Raw genomic sequence first — 21,221 nt, forward strand, 5'->3', positions numbered from 1 at the left:
TTTCTTGTCAGAACATTTTGTTGTTGTCGATCTCTCGTTTATATTCGTTCGGCAAACTTTAGCGCTTGCCAATGAAAGCCCAACCCCGCGCCCCTCTTGCTTTAGCCGCCGCAGTGTTCGCATGCGGAATCTGGTTGTCGATCCACTGGCAGGTATCTACTGCGCTGTGGGGATGGGCAGCAGCGCCGCTGGCTCTTTGCACGATTGTCGCGGTTGCGATCAAGAGTTTGCGCCCCGCACAGGCTGCGGCTTTGCTCGCGCTGGTATGCGCCGGAGCATTCGCACGCATCGCCACGCCGGCTCCTCGGCTGTTTGTTCCTCCGGCAGAGTTTTTCCGGGAAGGTCCCGCGACATCCGGGGAAAACAAGGTTGAAATTGTTGCGCACGTTACCAATGATGGCGCATTGCTGGCGAATGACGAATCGCGAGAACGATTTGAGATGGAGACCGAATCCATTGAACTGGATGGCACAAAGTTTCTTCAGCCTGTAGGGATACGCGCAACGGTCTACGATGCTCCGGGCGCAACTCTGAAATACGGAGAGCGTATCCGGCTGCGCGCAAGACTGAAGCTACCCCACAATTTCGGCAATCCGGGAGCGTTCGACTACGAGGGCTACCTGCGCGGGCGAGGAATCACAGCGCTGGCTTCAGTGAAAGCCGACGAGATTGAAGTCCTTCCGGGGACATCGGGCAGCCGCTTTGGATTCTGGCGCAGCCGCGTCCGTAATAGCATCCTGCAGCATATTCACCAGAGCGGTCTCTGGGGTCGCGAAGAATCTGCCATTTTTTCCGCCATGATCATGGGCGACGATTCAATGCTTCTGCGCAATGTGCGCGAAGAGTTCCAACAGACCGGCGTCTACCACCTGCTGGTGGTTTCCGGCATGAATGTGGCGTTACTGGCATTTGCGATCTTCTGGCTGGCGCGTCGGCTTCGCCTTCCGCAATGGCCAGCATCGCTGCTCACCATCGCGCTCTCCGTGTTCTATGCCTACATTGCCGGCATGGGCGTGCCGATCATGCGTGCGGTGCTCATGCTTTCGCTGTTTCTGGTGGCGCGTCTTCTCTATCGCGACCGCAGCGGTCTGAATGCAACTGGCTTCGCCGTTCTGGCGGTGCTCACACTTTCGCCCATGGCCCTATTTGAGCCCGGATTTCAACTGACCTTTCTGGCGCTTTTGGGGATCACTGGTATCAGCGTGCCACTGCTGGATCGAACGTCCAATCCTTATCGACAGGCACTCTCGCACCTTGACACAACGGCTTACGATCTCAGCGTTGATCCCAAAATTGCCCAGTTTCGCCTGGATTTACGGCTCATAGCGGGCAGGCTGGCGCGGTTCTTTGGCCTGCGGCTCGCGCGAATAATGGTCACCGGCGCGGCCTCCGGCCTATTGATGCTTTATGAGCTGGGATTGGTCTCGGCCGTTACGCAGGCAGCCGTGGTACTGCCCATGCGCGCATATTTTCATCGCGCAGCAATCCTTGGACTTGCCGCCAATATCCTGGTTCTCCCTTTGGCTGGAATCATGCTCAACTCGGGCGTTATCGCTATTGCTCTGAGCTACATTTCCATGCCTTTTGCGCACCTTGCTGCCAGAATCGCGTCAGTTGCGTTGCACTGGACGATTGCCTGCGTTGACTGGGTCGCGCATTTCCACATCTCGCACTGGCGTGTGCCCGATCCTGCTCCGCTGCTGGTATTTCTCGCGGCGGCTGGAATCCTTCTGGCCTTGATAACGGTGCGCCGGCAACGTGCAATCGCACTGGCGGGCACGGTGGTGTTGTTTGTTTCCAGCGGCATCGTCGCCGTTTACCAGTCCGGAGCAAAAGCCGAAAGCGGCAAGCTGGAGATTACCGCCATCGATGTGGGCCAGGGCGATTCCATTCTTGTGATTTCCCCTCAGGGGCGAACGATGCTGATCGATGGCGGCGGCAGCATCGGTCCGGTGCGCAGTGAATTCGATTTCGGCGAAGATGTGGTAGCGCCCTATCTTTGGTCCCGAGGATTGGACCACCTTGACGTGGTTGCGCTAACGCATGCGCACGGAGACCACATCGGCGGCTTGCCCAGCATCATTGAAGATTTTCACCCATCGGAATTGTGGGTTGGCATTAATCCTGAAACACCTGAGTTAATGGACCTCTACGCCGCCGCTTCAGCGCAGCACATTCCCATCCAGAAACATGTTGCGGGCGAAGAGTTTGATTGGAGCGGAACGAAGATCCGCGTCCTTTCGCCACCGGCAGATTGGCAACCGAAACCAAATCGTGCGAATGACGACTCGTTGGCTTTGTTGATTGGCTATGGAGAGACAAGGGCGTTGCTGGCCGGCGATCTGGAAAGAAATATGGAGCAGTATGTGGCGGCAGAATCTCCGCAGGCTGATCTACTAAAAGTTCCGCATCATGGCAGCGCCACATCAACTTCATCGGCGCTGCTCGCCGCTGTCCATCCGCAGTTTGCGGTGATTTCCGCGGGATATCAGAATCCGTTTGGACATCCGCGAAAAGTAGTGCTGGATCGACTGCAGATCTATCGCGTTAAAACCTATCGCACAGACCTGCAGGGTGCGGTGACATTTCTGCTGGACGGAAAACACGTTGAACCGCGGCTTCATTCGCAATGAAGGAACGCCGCGTGCCGGCTACTTTTCTTTTTTCTCCAGCTTGGGCTCGGCGGAAAGCATGAACCCCACGCCGCGCACCGTATGAATCAGTGGCGGAGAGAAATTATGATCAATCTTGGCGCGCAGATAGCTGATGTAAACGTCCACCACGCTGGTGAGGCCATCAAACCATAAATTCCAAACGTGTTCCACCACCATGGTGCGCGTCACTGTGCGTCCAACATTGCGCATCAGGTACTCCAGCAGCGCATATTCGCGCTGGCTGAGCTTGATGGGTTTGCCGGCGCGCTCGACCATGTGGCGCTGCGGATCAAGCACCAAGTCGCCGACCTTAAGGATCTCAGACGTTTCCTGGGCTCGCCGAAGAAGAGTCTGCATCCGCGCCAGCAATTCCTGAAAAGAAAATGGCTTAACCAAGTAGTCATCGGCGCCGGCTTGCAGTCCTGCCACGCGATCAGCCACTTCACGGCGGCCGCTTAAAATCAGCACGCGAGTGGTAGATCCCGCTTGCCGCAATTTTCGCAGAAGAGAAAGACCATCCATGCGAGGCAGGTTCCAGTCCAGAACAATGCCGTCGTAGCGCATCTCGGTCGCCAGTTCCAGGCCTTTTTCGCCATCCTCCGCCAGGTCCACGGCAAAGTGCTCCGCTTCAAAGCCTTCTGACAGGCTGCGGGCAATCTTAGGTTCGTCTTCAATAATCAGGATGCGCACGTTCCACCATCTGCCTCCGGGCGGCCACCCAGAGAGGGGTAGTTCTGTTTTTTGGCCGGATGGCCCTAAACGCAGGACAGCCGATTATTTGTGTGACGATGCACATTGTGGGCCTACCTGCCTGCCCACGACGGAATGGCCTAGCTTTGGTTCTTATCATCATCGAGCGGTGAAGAATCATCTTCTGACGCTGGATTGGCGCGATAGTCCTCAATCAGTCGCCGCGCCTCTTCTGCCTGGGCCGGATTTACACGAACGGAAATGCCGCCCACACCCGGAAAAACGTCCTGCGGCGCCTGCAGGTTGGTAACTACCGACTCAACACCGGCGGAGGTCAGGAGTCCGTGCACGACCATGGCCTCTGATTCCTGCATTGTGTCAAATACTTCCACCAGTTCCGGATCAGATTTCGGCTGTGTGCTCATGGTCCCCCTTCAAGTCTTCAAAGCTATTAGAGCTATTATGGCAGAAAAAGCAAGCCGGGTGCCGCCGTTGAACAAATTGCCGCCACAAAAGAGAGTGGCAGTCATTTTTTTTCAATCCGCAACAGGTAGAAAGTGAGAGTTCCCCAGGAGAGTCGCGCGCGCATCTGTACGGGAACGCGTGCTGCATCGTCTGAGTACCAGACCCAGATTTTTCCTTTGTCCCTGAGTAGGGGCGATGAAGTTTCCGGCTGCACGCGGATCGCGTTGAAAGTCCCAGCGGGCGTTTTCACCTGCTCTCGCGCTTCCACATGGACCATGACCGTTACAGTTGCGCCGCCATCATTGATAGGGAAACTGTAGGTTTTGGCTGGCAGCAAGGGCAAAGATGCCACGTAATAGATGGAAGAGAGCATGTCCGTCACGCAGCCGGGAATGTCATGTTCTTCATGCTTGCTTTCTTTCTTCTTGATGTTCTTGTGATCAAGCACGGCTTTGCCGCGCTGGTAATCGAATGAGATGTTGCTTTCCACACGCCGGAAACCTTCTTCAATGTGGCGGGACGTGTTGTGAGAGCAAAAAGTTAAGGGATCGAAAAAAGATTCCAGCCGGTCCTGAACGTGGTACAGCAGAGAGACGGTCCCGGCGGCATCGGCTGCGGCAACAATTCGATTCTCCCGGCCAGCCTGCTCCATACGCAGTGTGGCAATCCCGGCGTTGAAAACTCGCCATTCTCCGCTATAGACGTAGGTTTGCCCAATGGGGAATTGATATTCCGCACGCGGGTGAGCTACTGACGGTGCGACAAGCTCGCTCTGTTCCGTTGCGCGAGCGGGGCGAGAGGGTTCCGCGGGGCCTGGCTTCTTTGCCTGAGGTGAAGACGCAAAGGAGGCTGCCAGGCCACCCAGCGCCAGCAAGGCGCAGATGGCGCGCAAAAAAATGCGATCACGAGTTTGGATCAATGTTTTACCAGCATTTTCAGCACAAGAGCGCCCAGCATCAGCGCCGCACCCAAGGCGGCATTGTACTCGCGATGCCGAAGATAAAGCGCTGAAGAAAAATGTGTTGCGCCGTCAACCACTTCGGCTTCTGCGCGGTACGGTGTGAGGCGCGGCAAAAAGCGCGGCACTTCTTTGGCGTAAGAATCATAGCCGGGGAATGCCGATCGCAGATATTTTTCCTCGGCGGTAATCACCGGAAGATAGATAAAGGCAAACATTGCCAGCGCGCCAATACCAATCCAGAGATTACGGGCTGCAATGATGAAACCTATGGCAATGATGATGGAACCAAGATAGAGCGGATTGCGCGTGTAAGCGTACGGGCCTGTGGTGGCAAGCTCGGCGTTTTTGCGTATGTGTCCTGAGGCAAGAGCGCGGACCAGAACGCCCACGGCTGCCACGGCAAAACCTGCGCCCAGAGAAATCCACGTTGGCCGCGCGAGCCAGAAATATGCGGCTGCGAAAACAAAGCCCAGAGGCACGCGTGACCGAGTGGCAATCCGCGACCAGCTAGGCATGGCCGCCTCCCAACAGGTGGCGAGCGGCGGCAATCACTTCTTCTGTTGAAATTTTCAGCAACCCGGCTTCAACCTCTCGATGGTGAGAAAACGTGGTCTCGCTTTCCGGATGCCGCAGCGCAATCGCATTGGCCCCATACGGTCCGGTGCGTCCGGGATCGGTAGGTCCATACAATCCGACAACAGGAATTTCCAGCGCAGCCGCAAGGTGCAGCGGGCCGGTATCACCGCCCACCAGAATGCGTGCGCGACGTGTAAGCGCAATCAGCTGCCCGATAGTGCAGCGCAACTCAAATGCATTGCCGCCGCTGGCGTTAACCACCGCGCGAGCCAGTTCGCTTTCCTCCGCAGAGGCATTGACCAGTGTCTTGATGTTATGTGCCGCGAGTGCCTTTGCGACCTGCCCAAATCGCTCCGCCGGCCATTGCTTCGCGCCCCAGCCTGCGCCGGGATTCACAATGGCGTAGCTGGCGATTCCCAGCCGCCTGATTTCAGAATCTGCCCAGGCTTCAGCCGTAGGATCGACAGGGAGCTGGGGAGCAAGCAGCTTCAATTCGCGACTGCCGAGCACCGGCTGAAGAGCCCCACCCGCCAACGCCAGGTTCTGTTCGATCACATGGTTGCCCTGGCGCGGAAGCACTTTTCTGTAAAAGTGCTTTGTTGCGGATTCGCGGGGGTCCGCATAGCCCGCCAGGATTTTTGCGCCGCCCAGCTTGGCAAAAATCCCGGACTTGATGGCGCCCTGAAAATCCAGGGCAAAGTCGTAGTCGATTTTTCTCACGCGTTTCAGCGCGCCGGCAATTTCCGCGGTGGCAGAAGGACGAAAGAAGTGTTGTCGCCATCGCCGTGTATCAAGCGTGTGAATGTTGTTGACGACCGGCTTTTGGGGGCTCACGTTGTACGGACTGGCTTTTCTCCCCTGGGCGGTAAGCAACTCAGACCAGCGCTCTTCCACCAGCCACCCTATAGTTGCATTGGGAAGGGCAGCCCGGATCGCGGTTGCTGCCGGCAAGGCATGCAGAATGTCTCCCATGGCTCCCAGCCGGACAATCAGGATTTTGGCCATTCCCGCCTCAGTACTTTATTTCTCAGCAACTCGGTAGTGGAGTGGTCTTTAGGATCGCCGACAATGGCGACACGCCCGCCGCAGGCAATTACCACATCGCGTTCCGGCACATTCTCTTCAGTGTAGTCAGTGCCTTTGGCGTGAATGTCCGGGCGCAGCAAGCGTATAAGTTCGGTCACGTCCAGCGAATCAAAGAGTGTAACGGCGTCAACATCACTGAGCGCTGCCAGGATTTCCGCACGTTCGTCACCGGGAACGCGAGGCCGGCCTTCACCTTTCAGTGCTCGCGTGCTCGCATCTGAATTCACCGCGACAATGAGCCTTCCGCCCAGCTGCTTGGCGGCGCGCAGATAGCGGACATGACCTACGTGAAGAAGATCAAAACATCCATTGGTAAGGATGACCTTGTCCCCGGCCAAACGCCATTGCCGCACCTGCTCTGCCAGTTCAGCGGTTGAAAATACTTTTTTTGTGGTGGCAGCCAGTTATCCCTCCATTACGGCGCGCAGCAGTTCAGCGCGGGTTACCGTAGCGGTTCCGCGTTTCATCACTACAATGCCTCCGGCGTAATTTGCCAGGCGCGCGGCAGATTCTGGGTCGGCCCCGGCGGCAAGCGCGGCAGTGTAGGTGGCTATGACAGTGTCCCCGGCCCCGGTAACGTCAGCCACTTCATCTGAGCCATAAATCGGTATAGGAACCGGCTTGTTGCCGCGGGAAAAAACCACCATGCCGTCCTTGCCGCGCGTCACCAGCAGGGACTGCAATTTCATTTTCTGCATCACGGCCTTGCCGGTGGCGAAGAGGCGAGCGTTGTCATTGCCGATGCGTGTTCCCAGGACCTCTTCCAACTCTGATTCATTCGGCGTGGCGGCCGTAACGCCACTGTAAGCCAGCGTGCGATAGCGCGAATCGAGGGTTACGGGAACGCCGTTGAGAGAAGCGCGCGAGCGGATGTTGTCAAAAATTTCCGGGGTGGCTGCTCCATAGCCGTAATCGGAGATCAGCAACGCGTCGGAGGCGCGGACATAGCCGCGGGCCTGAAACGTGAGGTCACGAACGGCGGCTCGGTCCAGCGGCGTTTCCGGTTCCCGGTCCACCCGTATGACCTGCTGGCGGGGCGAGTGCGTGGTTCCGGCAAGGACGCGCGTCTTGGTAACCGTTCCACGGCCCTTGATCCTGCGTATGGCGCTCACAGAAATATGTTTTTGCCGGAATGCATGTAGCAGCATGCGGCCGGCTTCGTCGTCGCCGATAACGCCAACAGGGAGGACCGTCACTCCCAGATCGGCCAGGTTGTAAATGGCATTGCCCGCACCGCCCGGGACGACCGTGCGGTTACGATGGCGCAGGATGAGCACCGGCGCTTCCCGCGAGACGCGCGAGATTTCGCCATAGATAAACTCGTCGGCAATCAGGTCGCCCAGGACGGTTATGCTGAGCTTGGAAAACTGCTCGATGATTTTGACGAGGCGGTCGGCCGGTTTTTGGGCTTTTTGCATGGACTCACGATTTTCTCATGCCGGAGGCTGAATCTGCTGGCCTGAGCGCTGTTCAATGATCTTAATGATCTCTGTTAACACCTGCTGAGACGATTTCAGCTCAATTCGAAGCCCCGCCGTCATAAGCGGGGAAAGTTGCGTGGCGAGAGTTCCCAGATTGATCAGGTCTTTTTCCGTGGTGATGAAACTGTCTGCTTTGGTTTGTTTTTTAAGGGCGAGCAGACGGTCTATCTCGCGCTGGTCGTAGCGATGATGGTCGCGGAAAGTGAGCGTCCCAGCGATTTCCATCCCTGAAGATTTCAACCCGTCAAGGAACTGCTGGGGTCGCGCAATTCCGGAAAAAGCGATTGCTTTTTCCGCAGCGGCAGGGATTTCAATGACCCGGCGGGCACGCAAAATGCTTGTGGATCCAATTGGCGGTACTTGAGAATCGGTTAGGACAACGGAATCCGCTCGGCTTAATGCGCTGATCGGTTCGCGCAAGCGGCCTGTAGGCAGCAAAGATCCTGTCTGGTCTTCGGAAGGCAAGAGGACAATATCAAAATCGCGATGCAGGCGGCGATGTTGAAAGCCATCATCTAACAAGTGCAGCTTGGTGGAGAATTTCTGTTCGGCCAGAAGGCCAGCCTGATAACGGTCAGCCCCAACAATCACGGGTGCCCGCAGTTTGCGAGCGATCAACAGAGGCTCATCGCCAAACTGCGCGGATGAACCGTTAGGATCGACCGCGGCAATTTCGGTGGAAGTGCGTCCGTATCCGCGAGAGAGGACGTCAAAGGTGATCCCGCGCTCTGCCAACAACTGTCCCAGCGCGATCACGAAAGGCGTTTTGCCACTGCCGCCAACGGAGATGTTCCCAATGCTGATAACCGGCCGCGACAGCTTTTTTACCTGAAAGATGCGGCGATCATATAAGGCATTTCGCATCGCAACGCCCGCGCCGAAGATGGCCGAGAATGGGTTCATCGGGCACTCTCTTGATGCTTCAACAGCGGGGCCAGAGCGTCCAGGGTGCGCCGCGTGGCTCCGGCATGTTTGCTAAATAAATCTTTTGCAAGGCGACCCATGCGCTGTAGTTCATCGGGATGGCCCAATAATGAGAGAAACTGTGTGCCAAGAGTTTCAGCCGTAACGGTCTTTACTGCCTTGCCTTGCTCAAAGATGCTGACGACCTCGCGGAAATTAAAAGTATGCGGTCCCACCAGAATGGCAGCGCCGTACTGCGCGGGTTCAAGAATATTGTGGCCACCCGTGGGAACCATGCTGCCGCCCACAAACGCGATGTCCGCCAGTTCATAAATTGCGGCGAGTTCCCCAACGCTATCCAGCAGGAAGATGCCGCTGCGAATCGCTTGCGGCGGTTGCCAAAGAGTACGGCGCTGAAGAACAAAGCCCTCTGTCGAAATCAAAGCTGCCACTTTTTCAAACCGCTCAGGATGCCGTGGCGCCATGACCATCACGGCCTTGGGGAATTGCTGCTGGACTGTCTTGAATGCCGCCAGCAGCAGCTCTTCTTCGCCTTCAGCGGTGCTGCCGCAGACGATTATTGGCGACTCTTTGTCGATAGCTGCCCGCAGGCCGGTCACCAACACGGTTTGAGCACTTGGGCGAATATCGAATTTCAAATTGCCGCTGACTCGCACACGTTCAGTGGGAGCGCCAATTTCGCGCAGACGCTCGGCGTCTACTGTTGTTTGCGCCAGAAACAAATCCACTTCAGAGAGTACGCGTCCAAAGAACCATTTGAAGCGCCTGTAACGGGGGTATGAGCGGTCAGAGATGCGCGCATTCACGATTGCCAGCGACGTCTGCCGCTTGCCGGCCAGATGGAGCAGGTTGGGCCAGAACTCGGTTTCTGCGATCACGATCAGCTGCGGCTTCAAAGCATTCAGATATCTTCGGACAGCAAAGCCAAAATCTAGCGGCATGAAGAAAACGCGGCTTTCGCCAAAGCGCTGGCGCGCCAGCGCCTGGCCGGTGGCTGTGGTGGTCGAGACAAAAATCTGCCGATCGGGATTTTGCTGCTTCAGGTCATTGATCAACTGGCTTACCGCCAGCACTTCGCCCACGGAAACGGCATGCACCCATATAGATCCGGGCTGGGCATCATTCAATCGAGCAGGGACAAAACCGAGGCGCTCCGCCAGTCCGGAGCGGTATTTGCCCAGGCGGAGCATCTGAATGATCCACCATGGCAGCGAGAGCAGCGCCGCACAGGCCAGAAGCAAACTGTAGAAAACATACATTGAATGACTTGGACATTCTATGGAAACGGCGGGGTTGTGCAAACCTGCCCGGCGGCTGGATATAATGAATTTTGTGAAAGCCGCCCGCATCAGCCTTTGTGTCGTCCTGCTTACCACGCTGCTTTTCAGCGAAAAGCATTTCAATCCGCCGCCAGCCAACCATGCCAGCACATATCCGCTGCATGAGGCGCATAACGACGAAAAGGTGACCATCGCCGCCGATCCAGTGGACGCTCAGAAAATGTCCGGGATATTCAAAGAGAATTACTGGGAGCGTGGCCTTTTTCCGGTGCGCCTGCTGATTTCCAATGACGGCGATCAGACGCTGATGCTTCAGGACCTGAAGATCGAATACATCACGGCTCGACGGGACAAGCTGCAGCCGGCGAGCAACGAAGACATCTATCGCAAGTTCGTCAGGCCTAATCGCGCGGACCAGAGCCATCCGGGGATGCATCTGCCGTTCCCTGTAGGCAAGAAAAAAGAGGCTATCAGCAAGGACACGCAGGAAGAGTATGAGTCGGCGCAATTCGCCGCTGTTCCGGTGACGCCGCATTCCACCCATGCCGGATATTTATTTTTTGACATGCAGGGAGATCCGCCAGAACCGGGAGCGCATTTGTATGTCTCCGGCATCAAGGCCGGCACCAAAGAGCTGTTCTACTTTGATATTCCGATGGATAAGCCGGAAAGCGCACCTGCTCCCAAATAAGCATTCAGTTGCCTCTATAATCTTTCCATGCCCGCCAGTCCCAAGCCTGCCAGTTCGCTTTCTTCAGCCCTGCGCGAGAAATATGAGCCGGTGATCGGGCTGGAGGTGCACGTTCAACTGCTCACGCAGACCAAGATTTTCTGTGGCTGCTCCACTCAGTTTGGCGCTCCGCCCAACACAAATGTCTGCCCAGTATGCCTGGGACTGCCCGGCGCACTGCCGGTACTCAACAAGCGCGCGGTAGAGTTTGCCGTGCTGGCTTCACAGGCACTGAATTGCCAGGTGCGAGAGACTTCAATCTTTGCCCGCAAGAATTATTTTTATCCTGACCTGCCCAAGGGCTACCAGATTTCGCAGTTTGATAAGCCGCTGGCCGAACATGGCTATATTGAGATTACGCAAGCAGGCGGCGGCAGTAAGAAAATCGGCATCACGCGGTTGCACATGGAAGAGGATGCGGGCAAGAGCATTCACGACGGTCTGGTCGATTCGAATACCTATACGTCGATTGACTTGAACCGTAGCGGGACGCCGCTGGTGGAAATAGTCAGCGAGCCTGACATGCGATCGGCGGATGAGGCGTTTGAATACCTGACGCTGCTGAAAGAGATCATCCTGTACACGGGCGTGAGCGATTGCAATATGGAAGAAGGATCGCTGCGCTGCGATGCCAATGTAAGCGTACGTCCGCGCGGAGAGGAAAAGTTCGGTACCAAGGCGGAAATCAAGAACGTGAATTCCTTCCGCTTTATCCGCGACGCCATTGAGTATGAGATTGACCGGCAGATTGAAGCGCTGGAAGCGGGCGAGCGCATTCAGCAGGAAACGCGTCTCTATAATGCCCAGGAAGGCCGGACCTACAGCATGCGATCCAAAGAGCAGGCGCATGACTATCGCTACTTTCCCGAGCCTGATCTGCTGCCGCTGGTGGTGGATGCACGAAAGCAGGAGGGAATCAGGAAGACTTTGCCGGAATTGCCGGAAGCGCGCCGCAAGCGCATGGTGGCCGACTATGGCATTACTGAGTATGACGCTCGGGTCTTGACAGTGACAAAGTCGCTGGCCGACCAGTTTGAAGAGGCCGCCAAAGCGGCAAAGAATCCCAAGCGCGTGGCGAACCTGGTACAGGGCGAACTGATGGGCCGATTAAAAGCGGCAAGCCTGGAGATTGAACAGTCCCCTATTTCAATGAAAGGCGTGGCGCTGTCCGCTGATCTGGCGGAGTCGGGTGCTATTTCCAGCAAGATCCTCAAAGATCTTTACGACAAGGCATTTGCTTCTCATGAAGATTTTCCCGCAGTCTATGAGCGGGAAAAGCCGCAGCAGATTACGGATGTAGCAGCTCTGGAAAAGATCATCGACGAAATCATTGCCGCAAATCCGAAACAACTGGAACAATACCGCGCCGGTAAGACGACCATCCTAGGATTTTTTGTAGGCCAGGTGATGAAGGCGTCAAAAGGGCAGGCCAAGCCGGAGCTGGTGAATGAGTTGCTGAAGAAGCAACTAGCAGCTAGCAGCTAGCAACTGGCCAAACCAATTAAGATTTTCGTTCCGAGCCAACTTTACGTGTTAGTGCAACCAACATTCTCTTCACCTCGGCGAGTTGCTGGTCGAGAATGAGATATGCCTCCTCATTCAAATAGCCAAGGTCCTTTGCAAGCAGGAGGTGATATTCCATCTCATTTGCCGAACCACAAGCAATCTGAAGGAATCTATGAAGTTCTGAATTGCCGAGCCGCCCACACCCCTCAGCTATATTTGCAGGAATGGAAGAACTACACCTTCTAATCCGGCTTACTAAGCCGAACATTTCATGCTTGGGAAATGTCTCTGTTGCGCGATACGTTGCGAGGACCAGTTCGTGAGCTTTTTCCCAGACTTTGAAGTCGCGAAAATCTTTCATTTCTCCCCCCGAAAGTGCAGCCAATCTCCGCGGCCGCGGCAGGCGAAAGCGCTCACGTTACTGTCGCAACCTGCCACGGCTAGTTACCAGTTGCTATTTGCCAGCTGCTATTTGCTCAAATGCCCATGCGAATTCTTCGGACCGCTGGGCTTGTTCTTCAGGCTGTCATACAGAATCTCAATGAACATGTCAGTTTTGATGAAGCCCTGTCCCCATGAATCCCATTTGGCCAAGACTTTTTCCTGCTTGAGCTGATCGAGAGTTTTTCCCTTCTTGATTCCGGCTTCGACGGCGGCGGAAGTTTCTTTCAATGTGGTGACGAATTTTCTTAAGTCGTCCTTGGTTCCGAGCGGGCCGTGGCCGGGAATGATCTTCACGTCGTCTGGGACTTCGGACAGGACTTTCTCGTCGCCGGCGATCATGCCTTGTACGCTGCCGCCGCTATCGATGTCGATAAACGGGAACATGCCGCCGTTAAAGAAATCATCGCCCATGTGGACCACATTGGACTGCTTGAAAAAGATCACGCTGTCGCCATCGGTGTGGCCATTGGGAAAATGGATGGCGTGAATATCTTCGCCGTTCAGATGGACCGAAACATCGTTTTCAAAGGTGATGATGGGCAGAGCAGTCTTTTCGGCAGGCTTGGTTTCGCCGAAACGGGTCTTGCCGCCGGTGACCAGGCGCTTGCGCACGTTTTCCTGCGCCACGATCGGGGCTTTTTCGCCGAAATGTGGATTGCCGCCGGTGTGGTCACCGTGCCAGTGCGTGTTCAGGACGACTTTGACCGGTTTGTCGGTAATGCCTTTCAGAGCGGCTTCAATCTTGTCTGCGAGCGGCAGGAACTCATCGTCCACCATGACAATGCCGTCGTCGCCGACGGAGGCTGCGATATTTCCGCCCGCGCCTTCAATCATGTAAACGCTCCCCGCAACTTTCTGAACTTTCATTTCAACCTTGCTGAAATCCTGGCCCTGGGCAAAAGCGTGCATGGAGCCAAACAGTCCAACCAAAACTATCGCAAGAATAATTTTCCGCATCGTTGTCCTCTCTGAGACCTGCATAAGGTATCGCGTTAGCGTGGTGAAAGGGACAATCTTAGACATCAACGGCACAGACTTCAAACTTAATCTGTAATTGCAAATCGCCGAGGCGGGTCGAATTGGAAATTATGGGCGTCTCACCGATAAAATGGCGGAAACAAATTCTGACGGAGGAACCATGCCGAAAGTTAAACACGTCTCGGCGAAAAATGGCGACGTGATCGTGCTGGTGGGCACCATGAAGGGCGCATTTGTGCTGCGCTCGAATAAAGCACGCAAGAAATGGGACGTGGGCGGGCCATACTCGATAGGTGCACCGGTCTATGCCATGGCATTTGACCAGCGCCAGGGTCGCCGCAGGCTGTGGTGGGCCCAGCAGAGCTTCCAATGGGGCACGGTGCTGTGCTCGTCTGACGATTACGGCAAGACCGTCACAGAGCCGGAAGCTTATTCAGTCAAGTTCCCAGAGGAATCCAAGCTGACGCTCAAGAATATCTGGCAGATCACGCCCGGACGCAATGACGATCCTGACACACTCTATTGCGGTGTGGAACCTGCAGCGCTGTTTGAGTCGCGCGACGCGGGAAAGACGTGGACGCCGGTGGAAGGGCTGTTGAATCATCCTCATCGCTCAAAGTGGCAGCCCGGCGGCGGCGGGCTGTGCCTGCATACGATTGTGCCGGACGCGACAAACCCAAAGCGCATGATGATTGCCATTTCCACGGCCGGTGCATATCGCACGGATGATGGTGGAGCCACGTGGCAGGCGCGGAACAACGGCGTAAGAGCAGAGTTTCTGCCGGACAAGCATCCGGAGTTTGGCCAGTGCGTGCACAAGGTGGTGCAACATCGCGACCGGCCGGAGCGGCTATTTCTGCAAAACCATTGGGGGCTTTATCGCAGCGATGATGGCGGCAACTCCTGGAAGGACATCGCGAACGGCGTGCCGTCGGATTTTGGCTTCTGCATGGCCGCGCATCCGCACGATCCGGAGACGGTTTACATTGTGCCGATTGAGTCAGACCAATATCGCTGCACGCCGGAAGGAAAGCTGCGGGTCTATAGGACAACCAATGCGGGCGAAAGCTGGGAACCACTCACGCGTGGCCTGCCGCAGAAGAACGCCATGGAAACTGTTCTGCGCGATGCGCTCGCAACGGATACATGCGATCCCGCTGGTGTTTATTTCGGGACGAGAAGTGGCAAGGTCTATGGATCGAGCGATGATGGGAAATCCTGGAAGGTGATTATCGAGGGCCTGCCGGCGGTGGTTTGCGTGAAGGCGGCATGGGTGGGCGGAGATGGAACGGATTCACCGCGGAGACGCGGAGACGCGGAGAAGAGGAAGATCGGAAAAAGCAAAGCCAGCAACAGCAAAGCAGGAAGAAGCAGGGCGGCCGGAAAATCCAAGTCTGCAAAGCGCAAAGGCCCTGGCCGCGCGCGGGCTGCGAGATAGCCTGTGCCAATCACGGTCCGTATACCAACGTATCTGGCTTCGTTTGCTGGGGGCCGCAACCTGCTTGCGGTAGACGGCTCACCGGCGACCGTCGCGGAAACGCTCACAGCGCTGTGGAAGGAATATCCCGGCCTGCAAGACCGGATTGTGGATGAACAGGGCATGGTCCGCCAGCACATCAACATATTCGTGGGCGACGAGGCCATCCGCTTTGCTGACGGGCTGGCAACGAAGGTTCCTGCCGATGCAGAGATATTGATTGTTCCGGCGGTGAGTGGCGGGTGAGTTAAGAGGCAGAGCGAAGGGCACGCTCGACAGCCGGTGTGAGTTTTATGGCCACGAAATAATCGTCGGGATATAGATAATCTTCCCCTGACTCATCGACCACACGCAGCATTCCGAGCCTGGCCGCAGCCGAATCACGCGTGAGCTGGTAGATTTTGCGTAATTCCAGCGAGGCGGGATAGTCATCGTTTCTTACACACACGACGGGTTGTGACCCCGCGGGCCCTTTTTTTCTAGGAGATGATCCGTTTGATTTTGATTTCTTTTCTGCCAATGCCGTGCGCCTCATACCAATGCAGTTCGCCTCAATGTATCGTACCATCAGAAAAAATCGGATTGATGCAATTCCTTTGAGTTTTCTCCAGCGGCCACGGCCATAGACCTTTCGAAGCCGTTTCAGCTCGCGAATGGACCTGCCGACCGCAATTAGCTCAATCCCGGAAATTTCACCTACAAGTTGAAAAGTCACTCGCGATTTTCCGCTGTCATGTATCCAGACAGCTTGAACTGAAACTATTTTAGCGGAGCAGCGTCCAGCGGCATGCTTGCTTCCTTAAAAACCTTCGTGACGGCACCTCGGGCCGACGCTATAGACGATGAAGCTTTTCTTGTCGAAGCTGTATGCGCGGATGAGCCGTTCAGCCATGCCGTAGCCATCAACATCCACAGCAGCACGTCAACATATTCGTGGGCGACGAGGCCATCCGCTTTGCCGACGGGCTGGCAATGAAGGTCCCTGCCGATGCAGAGATATTGATTGTTCCGGCGGTGAGCGGCGGGTAGTTTGGCATAAGATGTTTTGCCTAAGTCCTATCTAGTTGTTACATAAGATCGAAATTCTCCAACCAAAGAGAAATCGCTTTTGTTATATTGTTCCAGCTTCTCTGGAGATTCTTATGAAGTTATGGGCTCAGCGGTTTCCCGCCCTCTTTCTGGCATTGTTCTGCCTGCAATCACAACAGATATTTGCTCAGAACCCAAACGGGCGCGCTCCGCAGACATTTCGCACCACAACAAGGCTGGTTGTGGTGGACGTGGTAGCCACCGATGAAAAAGGCTCGCCGGTGAAGGACCTGAAAGCCGAGGACTTTGTTGTAAAAGAGAACGATGAGCCGCAGAAGGTGGTGGATTTCAGCTTCCATCAGCCTGGGGGTGTGAAGGCTGCGTCTCATCAGCCTGCGCCGAACGTTTTTTCAAACGAGCCGCTCTACAGCGGCAACAGCGCTTTGAACATAATCCTGCTGGATGCGATCAATACGGATTTCAGCAATCATGCTTATGCGCAGGACATGCTGGTGAAATACCTGGGAACGAACCCCACGCTGCAGCCGACCGCAGTGTATGCATTAGAGAACAATTTGCGCCTGTTGCATGATTTCAGCACCGATCCCGCGACGTTGCGGGACGCCATCACGCATTACAGAGGCATTGGCGTGGCGCACCTGGCTACGGCGGAAGCAGCCGCTTCACCATTCACACAGAGGGGCACCTTCCGTAATGTTCCCCAGGGGCGCAGTGCCGCTTTTCGGGGAATGATTTTTCTGGCCCAGACGCTGGCCGGATATCCCGGCCGCAAAAACCTGATCTGGATTTCTGAAGGTTTTCCGCTCAGTCTCTATCCGGACACGGTCATGAGCCCAGAAATCATGCAGATAGAGGATTATTCGCCGATGGTGGAGAAGATCGCCGACGAGCTGATGGGAGCGCAGGTGGCGCTTTATCCCATCAGCGCAGCGGGAGTATCCAAGGATGACCAGTTCTCCGCCCAGACAGCGATGTCCAGCATGGCGCAACGCACCGGAGGAAAAACTTTTTTCAACCGCAATGACATTGATACCGGCGTGCGCACCAGCCTGGATGATGGCTCAACCTATTACACACTGGAGTATTATCCGGCCAACAAGACATGGAACAATAAATTCCGCCACATCAAGGTCAGTGTCGGACGCCCTGGAGTAAAGCTGCAATATCGCGATGGCTACTATGCCAATAATCCGCTCACTGTATTAAGCACCAGTACCATGGAAAATGAATTCAGCCAGGCCCTGGATATCAATGCGCCCGCGCTGACTGCGGTTTCCTTTGCTGCGGCCGTACTTCCCGCTTCGCCGCAAACACAGAATAAAATGTCAGTGGTCTTTCACATTGATCCGCACACGCTGGCCTTTCAGCAGGGCAGCGACGGACTGAAGCATGCTGAACTGAACTGCGTGGTGTGGGCTTATCCTAAAAAGGGCGACCCAATACGCGTTGAAGGCGGCACCATTACGGCTGCCCTGCCCCAGAGCGATTATGACAAGATGATGAAGAGTTTTTTCCCTTGCCAGCGAGCGCTGGACCTGAAGGCGGGCCAATACACACTGCGCCTGGGCGTGCTTGACCGGAAATCAAACCTGATTGGCACACTGAGTACGCCGCTTAACGTTCCATAAGCAATCATGTTGACGGTCTAGCCAACGCTTTTTTAGAACTTCACGATCTACTGATCGCCAAATCATCCGTGCCAGCTTTGCGCGCGCTTACCGCAGCGGCATGCTTGCGCCTTCAAATACTTTGGTTACCGTGCTGCGGCCCACGCCATAGATGATGAAGCCTTTGTCGTCGAAGCCGTATTCACGGAATAGCAGCTCGGCCAGGCCATCGCCGTCTACGTCTACGGCATCGATCAGCTCCAGCCTCGGGGCAACGTCCAGCCGTGAAGAGTCAGTCACGCTGGAGGCAAGTTTCTGCGGCACGCCTTCAAAGTCCACACGCGCAATCACGGTTACATAGCGCGAGACGAATTTTCCCGGCGTGCTCTTGCCGCCCGGCGCCAGATAGCTGCCCGGAATTTCCGCGCTAAATACGATCACTGCGTCATTGCTCAGGTCCAGATCAAAAGAGCGCATCACCACATTTTGAAGAGAATTAGCGTTGAGCTGCACGTTTTCCCGTGGAAGCTGCGCCAGGGCAAGCTTGCGCATCCTGGTTTCCATCTGCTGCGCTTCCCCGGGCTTCCACTTGAAAGCAAAAGAGCGCACATCGGCCGATTCGTTATCAGAGACGGCCACAAAAGTTTTGGTGCCGGAGGTAATTACAGGGAGTTTAGTGTGTGGGGCAGGAAACCCCTGGGTCGTCGGTGTTTGGGCAGACGGAGTTGGCGAAGGCTGTGGCGTAGATTCTGGTTCTGCTTGGGGCGGAGAGCGCCGCCGGAGCACGGGCCGGTCAGCATCCTCCGGCGCGCTGGAAGAGTCATTTGAGGGAGCGCTTGCGGAAGAGGCGCTTGTTGTCGAATTTGAAGTTCCGGGAGCGGAAGTACTGGCAGGCGTGGGGGATGGGTTGGCATCGCCGCGATGAATGATTGGCCGGTTATCACCTGTGGTTACAGGGGTCGATGCCTGCGCTTTCTTGGGTTGGTCTGCAACTTGCCACTTAGCCAGCGCGGTCCAGCCCTTATTGTTTGTGCTGCTCAGGATGGTGGCGTAGCCAACGGGTATGCCTTCTTTTTGCACTTCATAGACAATGCCGTTATCGAGCGCCATGGGCTGCGGCGCGGATTTATAGATACTGGCATCATGGAAGCTGCCTTCGTCCAGGATGGCGACGGGAAAAACGTGCGTGGCGACGATGCCGGCCGAATCCGTAGTGACTTCAACCACGGCCGTAGCGCGCAGCTTGTGCGCCTTGCGACGCTGGGCAAACGCGCTGGTGACGGCCGCCGCACATACCAGCACAAGCATCGCGCTGGCAAGGAACCTGCTTCTGCTATATAAATTCATTGATCTTATAAACACGGAAACCCTATGGAAGTTAATGATAAAGCCCCGGAGTTCTCTCTTGCCAATGAAGATGGCAAGCCAACCGCATTAAAAGATTATCGCGGCAAGCACGTGGTGCTCTTTTTTTATCCCAAGGCCAACACGCCAGGTTGAACGATAGAGGCGTGCGGGTTCCGCGACGCATTCACCAAGATGCAAAAAGCAGGGGCAGTGGTGCTGGGCATTTCCGCCGACAAACCCTCTGCCCAGAAGAAATTTAAAGAGAAATACGACCTGCCTTATTCGCTGCTGGCGGATGAAGACAAGGCTGTCTGCAACAAGTACGGCGTAATGAAAGAGAAGAGCATGTACGGCAAGAAGTACATGGGAATCGAGCGGACGACCTTTGTGATCAGCCCGGAAGGCAAAATTTCAGCCGTGCTGACGGGATTGAAGCCGGACGAGCATGCGGCGGCAGCGATGGCGGCGCTGAAAGGGAAGTAGCGGGATTCGCAGCCCTGAACATGCTTGACCGGTGGTGCTGAAAGACATACTCTGGTTCCATGAACTACGGAGGACGGATCACCATGGAGACGGGAAAGCGAGGGGGAAAGCCTTGCATCCGTGGCCTGCGTATAACCGTCTACGAAGTGCTTGAGTATCTGGCTTCGGGTATGTCTCAGGAAGAAATTCTCAAGGACTTTCCTGATCTTGAAGCCGAAGACATTAAAGCCTGTCTTACGTTCGCCGCAGACCGCGAGCGTAAACTGTTTACTGCCCCTGCTTGAAACTACTCTTTGACCAGAATCTCTCCTACAAGCTGGTACGGAGCCTCTCTGACGAGTTTCCCGGTTCTGCACACGTACGGGACTTGGGACTGGCATCAGCCATTGATATTGAAGTGTGGGAATACGCAAAGCAGTTTGGCTTCACAATCGTGTCCAAGGACACCGATTTCAGCCAAAGGGGTTTCCTGTTCGGACCGCCGCCTAAGGTTATCTGGATACGGCTTGGAAACTGCTCAACAAAAGAGATCCAGGACGTTCTTCTTTCCTACGCTGCAGAGATTCGACAGTTTGGATTAGATCCTGATTCATCCTTTTTTCCAATTGATCCAATTGCTGGGAAAAATCCTACAAGGGTTCTTGTCGAATCAAGCGCGATTTCCGCAATTTTGTACGATCCCAAATCGCAAACACTTGATATTGAATTTAAGAGTTCAGGTGAAATCTATCGATACTTTGACGTTCCAAATGATGAATATCAGGGGCTTCTAACGGCACCATCAAAAGGAGCTTACCTGAATTCAGAAATCAAACCGAAATATAAAACTCGAAAGCTCTTGTGATCATCCGGCTTTCGCGTTTTGTGTCTCCTCCCAAAATTTACTTCGATCCCGTAATCGTAAAGGTCAGAACGCTTTCTGCCGGAATCCTGATTTCCTGCTTGCCCGTGGCTGCAGCAACTCCGGTTCCAGCGGCAGCACCCGCTCCCGCACCGATAGCTGCTCCTTTGCCGCCTCCGGCCAGCGCGCCAATCACAGCTCCGGCGCCCGCGCCGCCACCGATTTTTGTGGCATTGCTCTTGGTGTGGCTCTTACCCTGGCGCGTAACGCGGGAGCTGTAAACAGTCTCTCCGTTGATGGAACTCAGACGCAGTGTGAGCGCGCCCGGTTTATGCAGGCGTCCGCTGCGATTCACGTACGTGACCTTGCCTTTGACTGGAGCGCCCGCGTGGACCACGACTTTGCCATGTTCCACAATGTCATGCGTAAGAGTGCCGCTCCATATTTCGCCGGCGTGCGCCGTGGCTGAGCTCAGAGACGTGTTGAGGCGAACGGTGGCATGGCTTCCTGCAGGAAGGGTTGCGGCCCCACTCCACGACGCAAAGGCCAACAGCAGGGTTAATACAATTGATCTTTTAAACCTCATGGCATGCCTCCAGTTGGAAAACCAGAACAGCTGCGGCTTTGGATGATGCGATGAT

Annotated in this window: 22 protein-coding genes and 1 pseudogene; 9 read left to right on the forward strand and 14 right to left on the reverse strand. The window is 55.5% G+C overall.

Going from position 1 to position 21,221, the window contains the following annotated elements; translation table 11 throughout:
• Nucleotides 1–71 precede the first annotated feature (71 nt).
• Nucleotides 72–2,633: a ComEC/Rec2 family competence protein gene (locus tag LAO76_18800; GenBank protein MBZ5492972.1), complete on the forward strand. Its 2,562-nt coding sequence runs from the start codon at nucleotides 72–74 to the stop codon at nucleotides 2,631–2,633.
• An 18-nt stretch (nucleotides 2,634–2,651) separates the two neighbouring features.
• Here the strand turns inward: LAO76_18800 and LAO76_18805 are convergent, their stop codons facing one another.
• The 9 genes from LAO76_18805 to LAO76_18845 all read right to left on the reverse strand — a co-directional run bounded on the left by LAO76_18805 (nucleotide 2,652) and on the right by LAO76_18845 (nucleotide 10,096).
• A complete protein-coding gene (locus LAO76_18805) occupies nucleotides 2,652–3,344 on the reverse strand; it encodes a response regulator transcription factor (GenBank protein MBZ5492973.1) in 693 nt (230 codons plus the stop codon).
• Between the two features lie 140 nt (nucleotides 3,345–3,484).
• Entirely contained in the window at nucleotides 3,485–3,769 is a 285-nt protein-coding gene (locus LAO76_18810; GenBank protein ID MBZ5492974.1) for a DUF2007 domain-containing protein, read from the reverse strand.
• 101 nt (nucleotides 3,770–3,870) lie between these two features.
• Nucleotides 3,871–4,728 (reverse strand): DUF3108 domain-containing protein, encoded by an 858-nt coding sequence (locus tag LAO76_18815; GenBank protein MBZ5492975.1) that lies wholly within the window; start codon nucleotides 4,726–4,728, stop codon nucleotides 3,871–3,873.
• Nucleotides 4,725–5,285, reverse strand: a complete 561-nt coding sequence (locus LAO76_18820) for an isoprenylcysteine carboxylmethyltransferase family protein (protein MBZ5492976.1) — start codon at nucleotides 5,283–5,285, stop codon at nucleotides 4,725–4,727. Before LAO76_18820 ends, LAO76_18815 begins: the two co-directional genes overlap by 4 nt.
• The gene (locus LAO76_18825) at nucleotides 5,278–6,351 is read right to left on the reverse strand and encodes a hypothetical protein (GenBank protein MBZ5492977.1); all 1,074 of its coding nucleotides are present in this window, start codon (nucleotides 6,349–6,351) and stop codon (nucleotides 5,278–5,280) included. Before LAO76_18825 ends, LAO76_18820 begins: the two co-directional genes overlap by 8 nt.
• The gene (locus tag LAO76_18830; GenBank protein ID MBZ5492978.1) at nucleotides 6,336–6,836 is read right to left on the reverse strand and encodes an adenylyltransferase/cytidyltransferase family protein; all 501 of its coding nucleotides are present in this window, start codon (nucleotides 6,834–6,836) and stop codon (nucleotides 6,336–6,338) included. The genes LAO76_18825 and LAO76_18830 overlap by 16 nt, the downstream gene beginning before the upstream one ends.
• The gene (locus LAO76_18835; GenBank protein MBZ5492979.1) at nucleotides 6,837–7,850 is read right to left on the reverse strand and encodes a sugar kinase; all 1,014 of its coding nucleotides are present in this window, start codon (nucleotides 7,848–7,850) and stop codon (nucleotides 6,837–6,839) included.
• Between the two features lie 15 nt (nucleotides 7,851–7,865).
• Entirely contained in the window at nucleotides 7,866–8,816 is a 951-nt protein-coding gene (gene lpxK, locus LAO76_18840; GenBank protein MBZ5492980.1) for a tetraacyldisaccharide 4'-kinase, read from the reverse strand.
• Nucleotides 8,813–10,096, reverse strand: a complete 1,284-nt coding sequence (locus LAO76_18845) for a 3-deoxy-D-manno-octulosonic acid transferase (GenBank protein ID MBZ5492981.1) — start codon at nucleotides 10,094–10,096, stop codon at nucleotides 8,813–8,815. Before LAO76_18845 ends, lpxK begins: the two co-directional genes overlap by 4 nt.
• A 64-nt stretch (nucleotides 10,097–10,160) precedes the next feature.
• On the opposite strand from LAO76_18845, the gene LAO76_18850 reads away from it, so the two are divergent.
• Together LAO76_18850 and gatB are read left to right on the forward strand one after the other, a co-directional pair.
• Nucleotides 10,161–10,808, forward strand: a complete 648-nt coding sequence (locus LAO76_18850; GenBank protein ID MBZ5492982.1) for a hypothetical protein — start codon at nucleotides 10,161–10,163, stop codon at nucleotides 10,806–10,808.
• Between the two features lie 27 nt (nucleotides 10,809–10,835).
• Nucleotides 10,836–12,332 carry an Asp-tRNA(Asn)/Glu-tRNA(Gln) amidotransferase subunit GatB gene (gene gatB, locus LAO76_18855; GenBank protein ID MBZ5492983.1) on the forward strand — a complete coding sequence of 499 codons (1,497 nt, stop codon included), beginning with the start codon at nucleotides 10,836–10,838 and terminating at the stop codon, nucleotides 12,330–12,332.
• 16 nt (nucleotides 12,333–12,348) lie between these two features.
• Here gatB and LAO76_18860 read toward each other — a convergent pair whose 3' ends face one another.
• Nucleotides 12,349–12,714 carry a four helix bundle protein gene (locus LAO76_18860; protein ID MBZ5492984.1) on the reverse strand — a complete coding sequence of 122 codons (366 nt, stop codon included), beginning with the start codon at nucleotides 12,712–12,714 and terminating at the stop codon, nucleotides 12,349–12,351.
• A 107-nt stretch (nucleotides 12,715–12,821) separates the two neighbouring features.
• Entirely contained in the window at nucleotides 12,822–13,754 is a 933-nt protein-coding gene (locus LAO76_18865) for an MBL fold metallo-hydrolase (protein ID MBZ5492985.1), read from the reverse strand.
• Between the two features lie 181 nt (nucleotides 13,755–13,935).
• Between LAO76_18865 and LAO76_18870 the strand changes: the two are divergent.
• Both LAO76_18870 and LAO76_18875 read left to right on the forward strand, forming a co-directional pair.
• Nucleotides 13,936–15,051, forward strand: a pseudogene (locus LAO76_18870) (exo-alpha-sialidase).
• A 165-nt stretch (nucleotides 15,052–15,216) separates the two neighbouring features.
• Nucleotides 15,217–15,498, forward strand: a complete 282-nt coding sequence (locus LAO76_18875) for a MoaD/ThiS family protein (GenBank protein ID MBZ5492986.1) — start codon at nucleotides 15,217–15,219, stop codon at nucleotides 15,496–15,498.
• Nucleotide 15,499: 1 nt separating this feature from the next.
• On the opposite strand, the gene LAO76_18880 is transcribed toward LAO76_18875, so the two are convergent.
• Nucleotides 15,500–15,700 carry a hypothetical protein gene (locus LAO76_18880; protein ID MBZ5492987.1) on the reverse strand — a complete coding sequence of 67 codons (201 nt, stop codon included), beginning with the start codon at nucleotides 15,698–15,700 and terminating at the stop codon, nucleotides 15,500–15,502.
• A 694-nt stretch (nucleotides 15,701–16,394) separates the two neighbouring features.
• On the opposite strand from LAO76_18880, the gene LAO76_18885 reads away from it, so the two are divergent.
• Nucleotides 16,395–17,930: a VWA domain-containing protein gene (locus LAO76_18885; GenBank protein MBZ5492988.1), complete on the forward strand. Its 1,536-nt coding sequence runs from the start codon at nucleotides 16,395–16,397 to the stop codon at nucleotides 17,928–17,930.
• Between the two features lie 87 nt (nucleotides 17,931–18,017).
• Here the strand turns inward: LAO76_18885 and LAO76_18890 are convergent, their stop codons facing one another.
• Nucleotides 18,018–19,256 carry a hypothetical protein gene (locus tag LAO76_18890; GenBank protein ID MBZ5492989.1) on the reverse strand — a complete coding sequence of 413 codons (1,239 nt, stop codon included), beginning with the start codon at nucleotides 19,254–19,256 and terminating at the stop codon, nucleotides 18,018–18,020.
• Between the two features lie 24 nt (nucleotides 19,257–19,280).
• Here LAO76_18890 and bcp point away from each other — a divergent pair, with 24 nt between their 5' ends.
• From bcp to LAO76_18905, 3 genes are read left to right on the forward strand one after another with little or no spacing between them, the layout of a single operon-like run.
• Entirely contained in the window at nucleotides 19,281–19,739 is a 459-nt protein-coding gene (gene bcp, locus LAO76_18895) for a thioredoxin-dependent thiol peroxidase (protein ID MBZ5492990.1), read from the forward strand.
• Nucleotides 19,740–19,798: 59 nt separating this feature from the next.
• The gene (locus tag LAO76_18900) at nucleotides 19,799–20,023 is read left to right on the forward strand and encodes a DUF433 domain-containing protein (GenBank protein MBZ5492991.1); all 225 of its coding nucleotides are present in this window, start codon (nucleotides 19,799–19,801) and stop codon (nucleotides 20,021–20,023) included.
• The gene (locus tag LAO76_18905; protein MBZ5492992.1) at nucleotides 20,020–20,583 is read left to right on the forward strand and encodes a DUF5615 family PIN-like protein; all 564 of its coding nucleotides are present in this window, start codon (nucleotides 20,020–20,022) and stop codon (nucleotides 20,581–20,583) included. Before LAO76_18900 ends, LAO76_18905 begins: the two co-directional genes overlap by 4 nt.
• Before the next feature lie 37 nt (nucleotides 20,584–20,620).
• Here LAO76_18905 and LAO76_18910 read toward each other — a convergent pair whose 3' ends face one another.
• On the reverse strand, nucleotides 20,621–21,166 hold the full coding sequence (locus LAO76_18910) for a hypothetical protein (GenBank protein MBZ5492993.1): 546 nt from the start codon (nucleotides 21,164–21,166) through the stop codon (nucleotides 20,621–20,623).
• Nucleotides 21,167–21,221: the final 55 nt, after the last annotated feature.

The sequence above is a fragment of the Terriglobia bacterium genome, assembly GCA_020072645.1.
GTDB lineage: Bacteria > Acidobacteriota > Terriglobia > Terriglobales > Acidobacteriaceae > Angelobacter.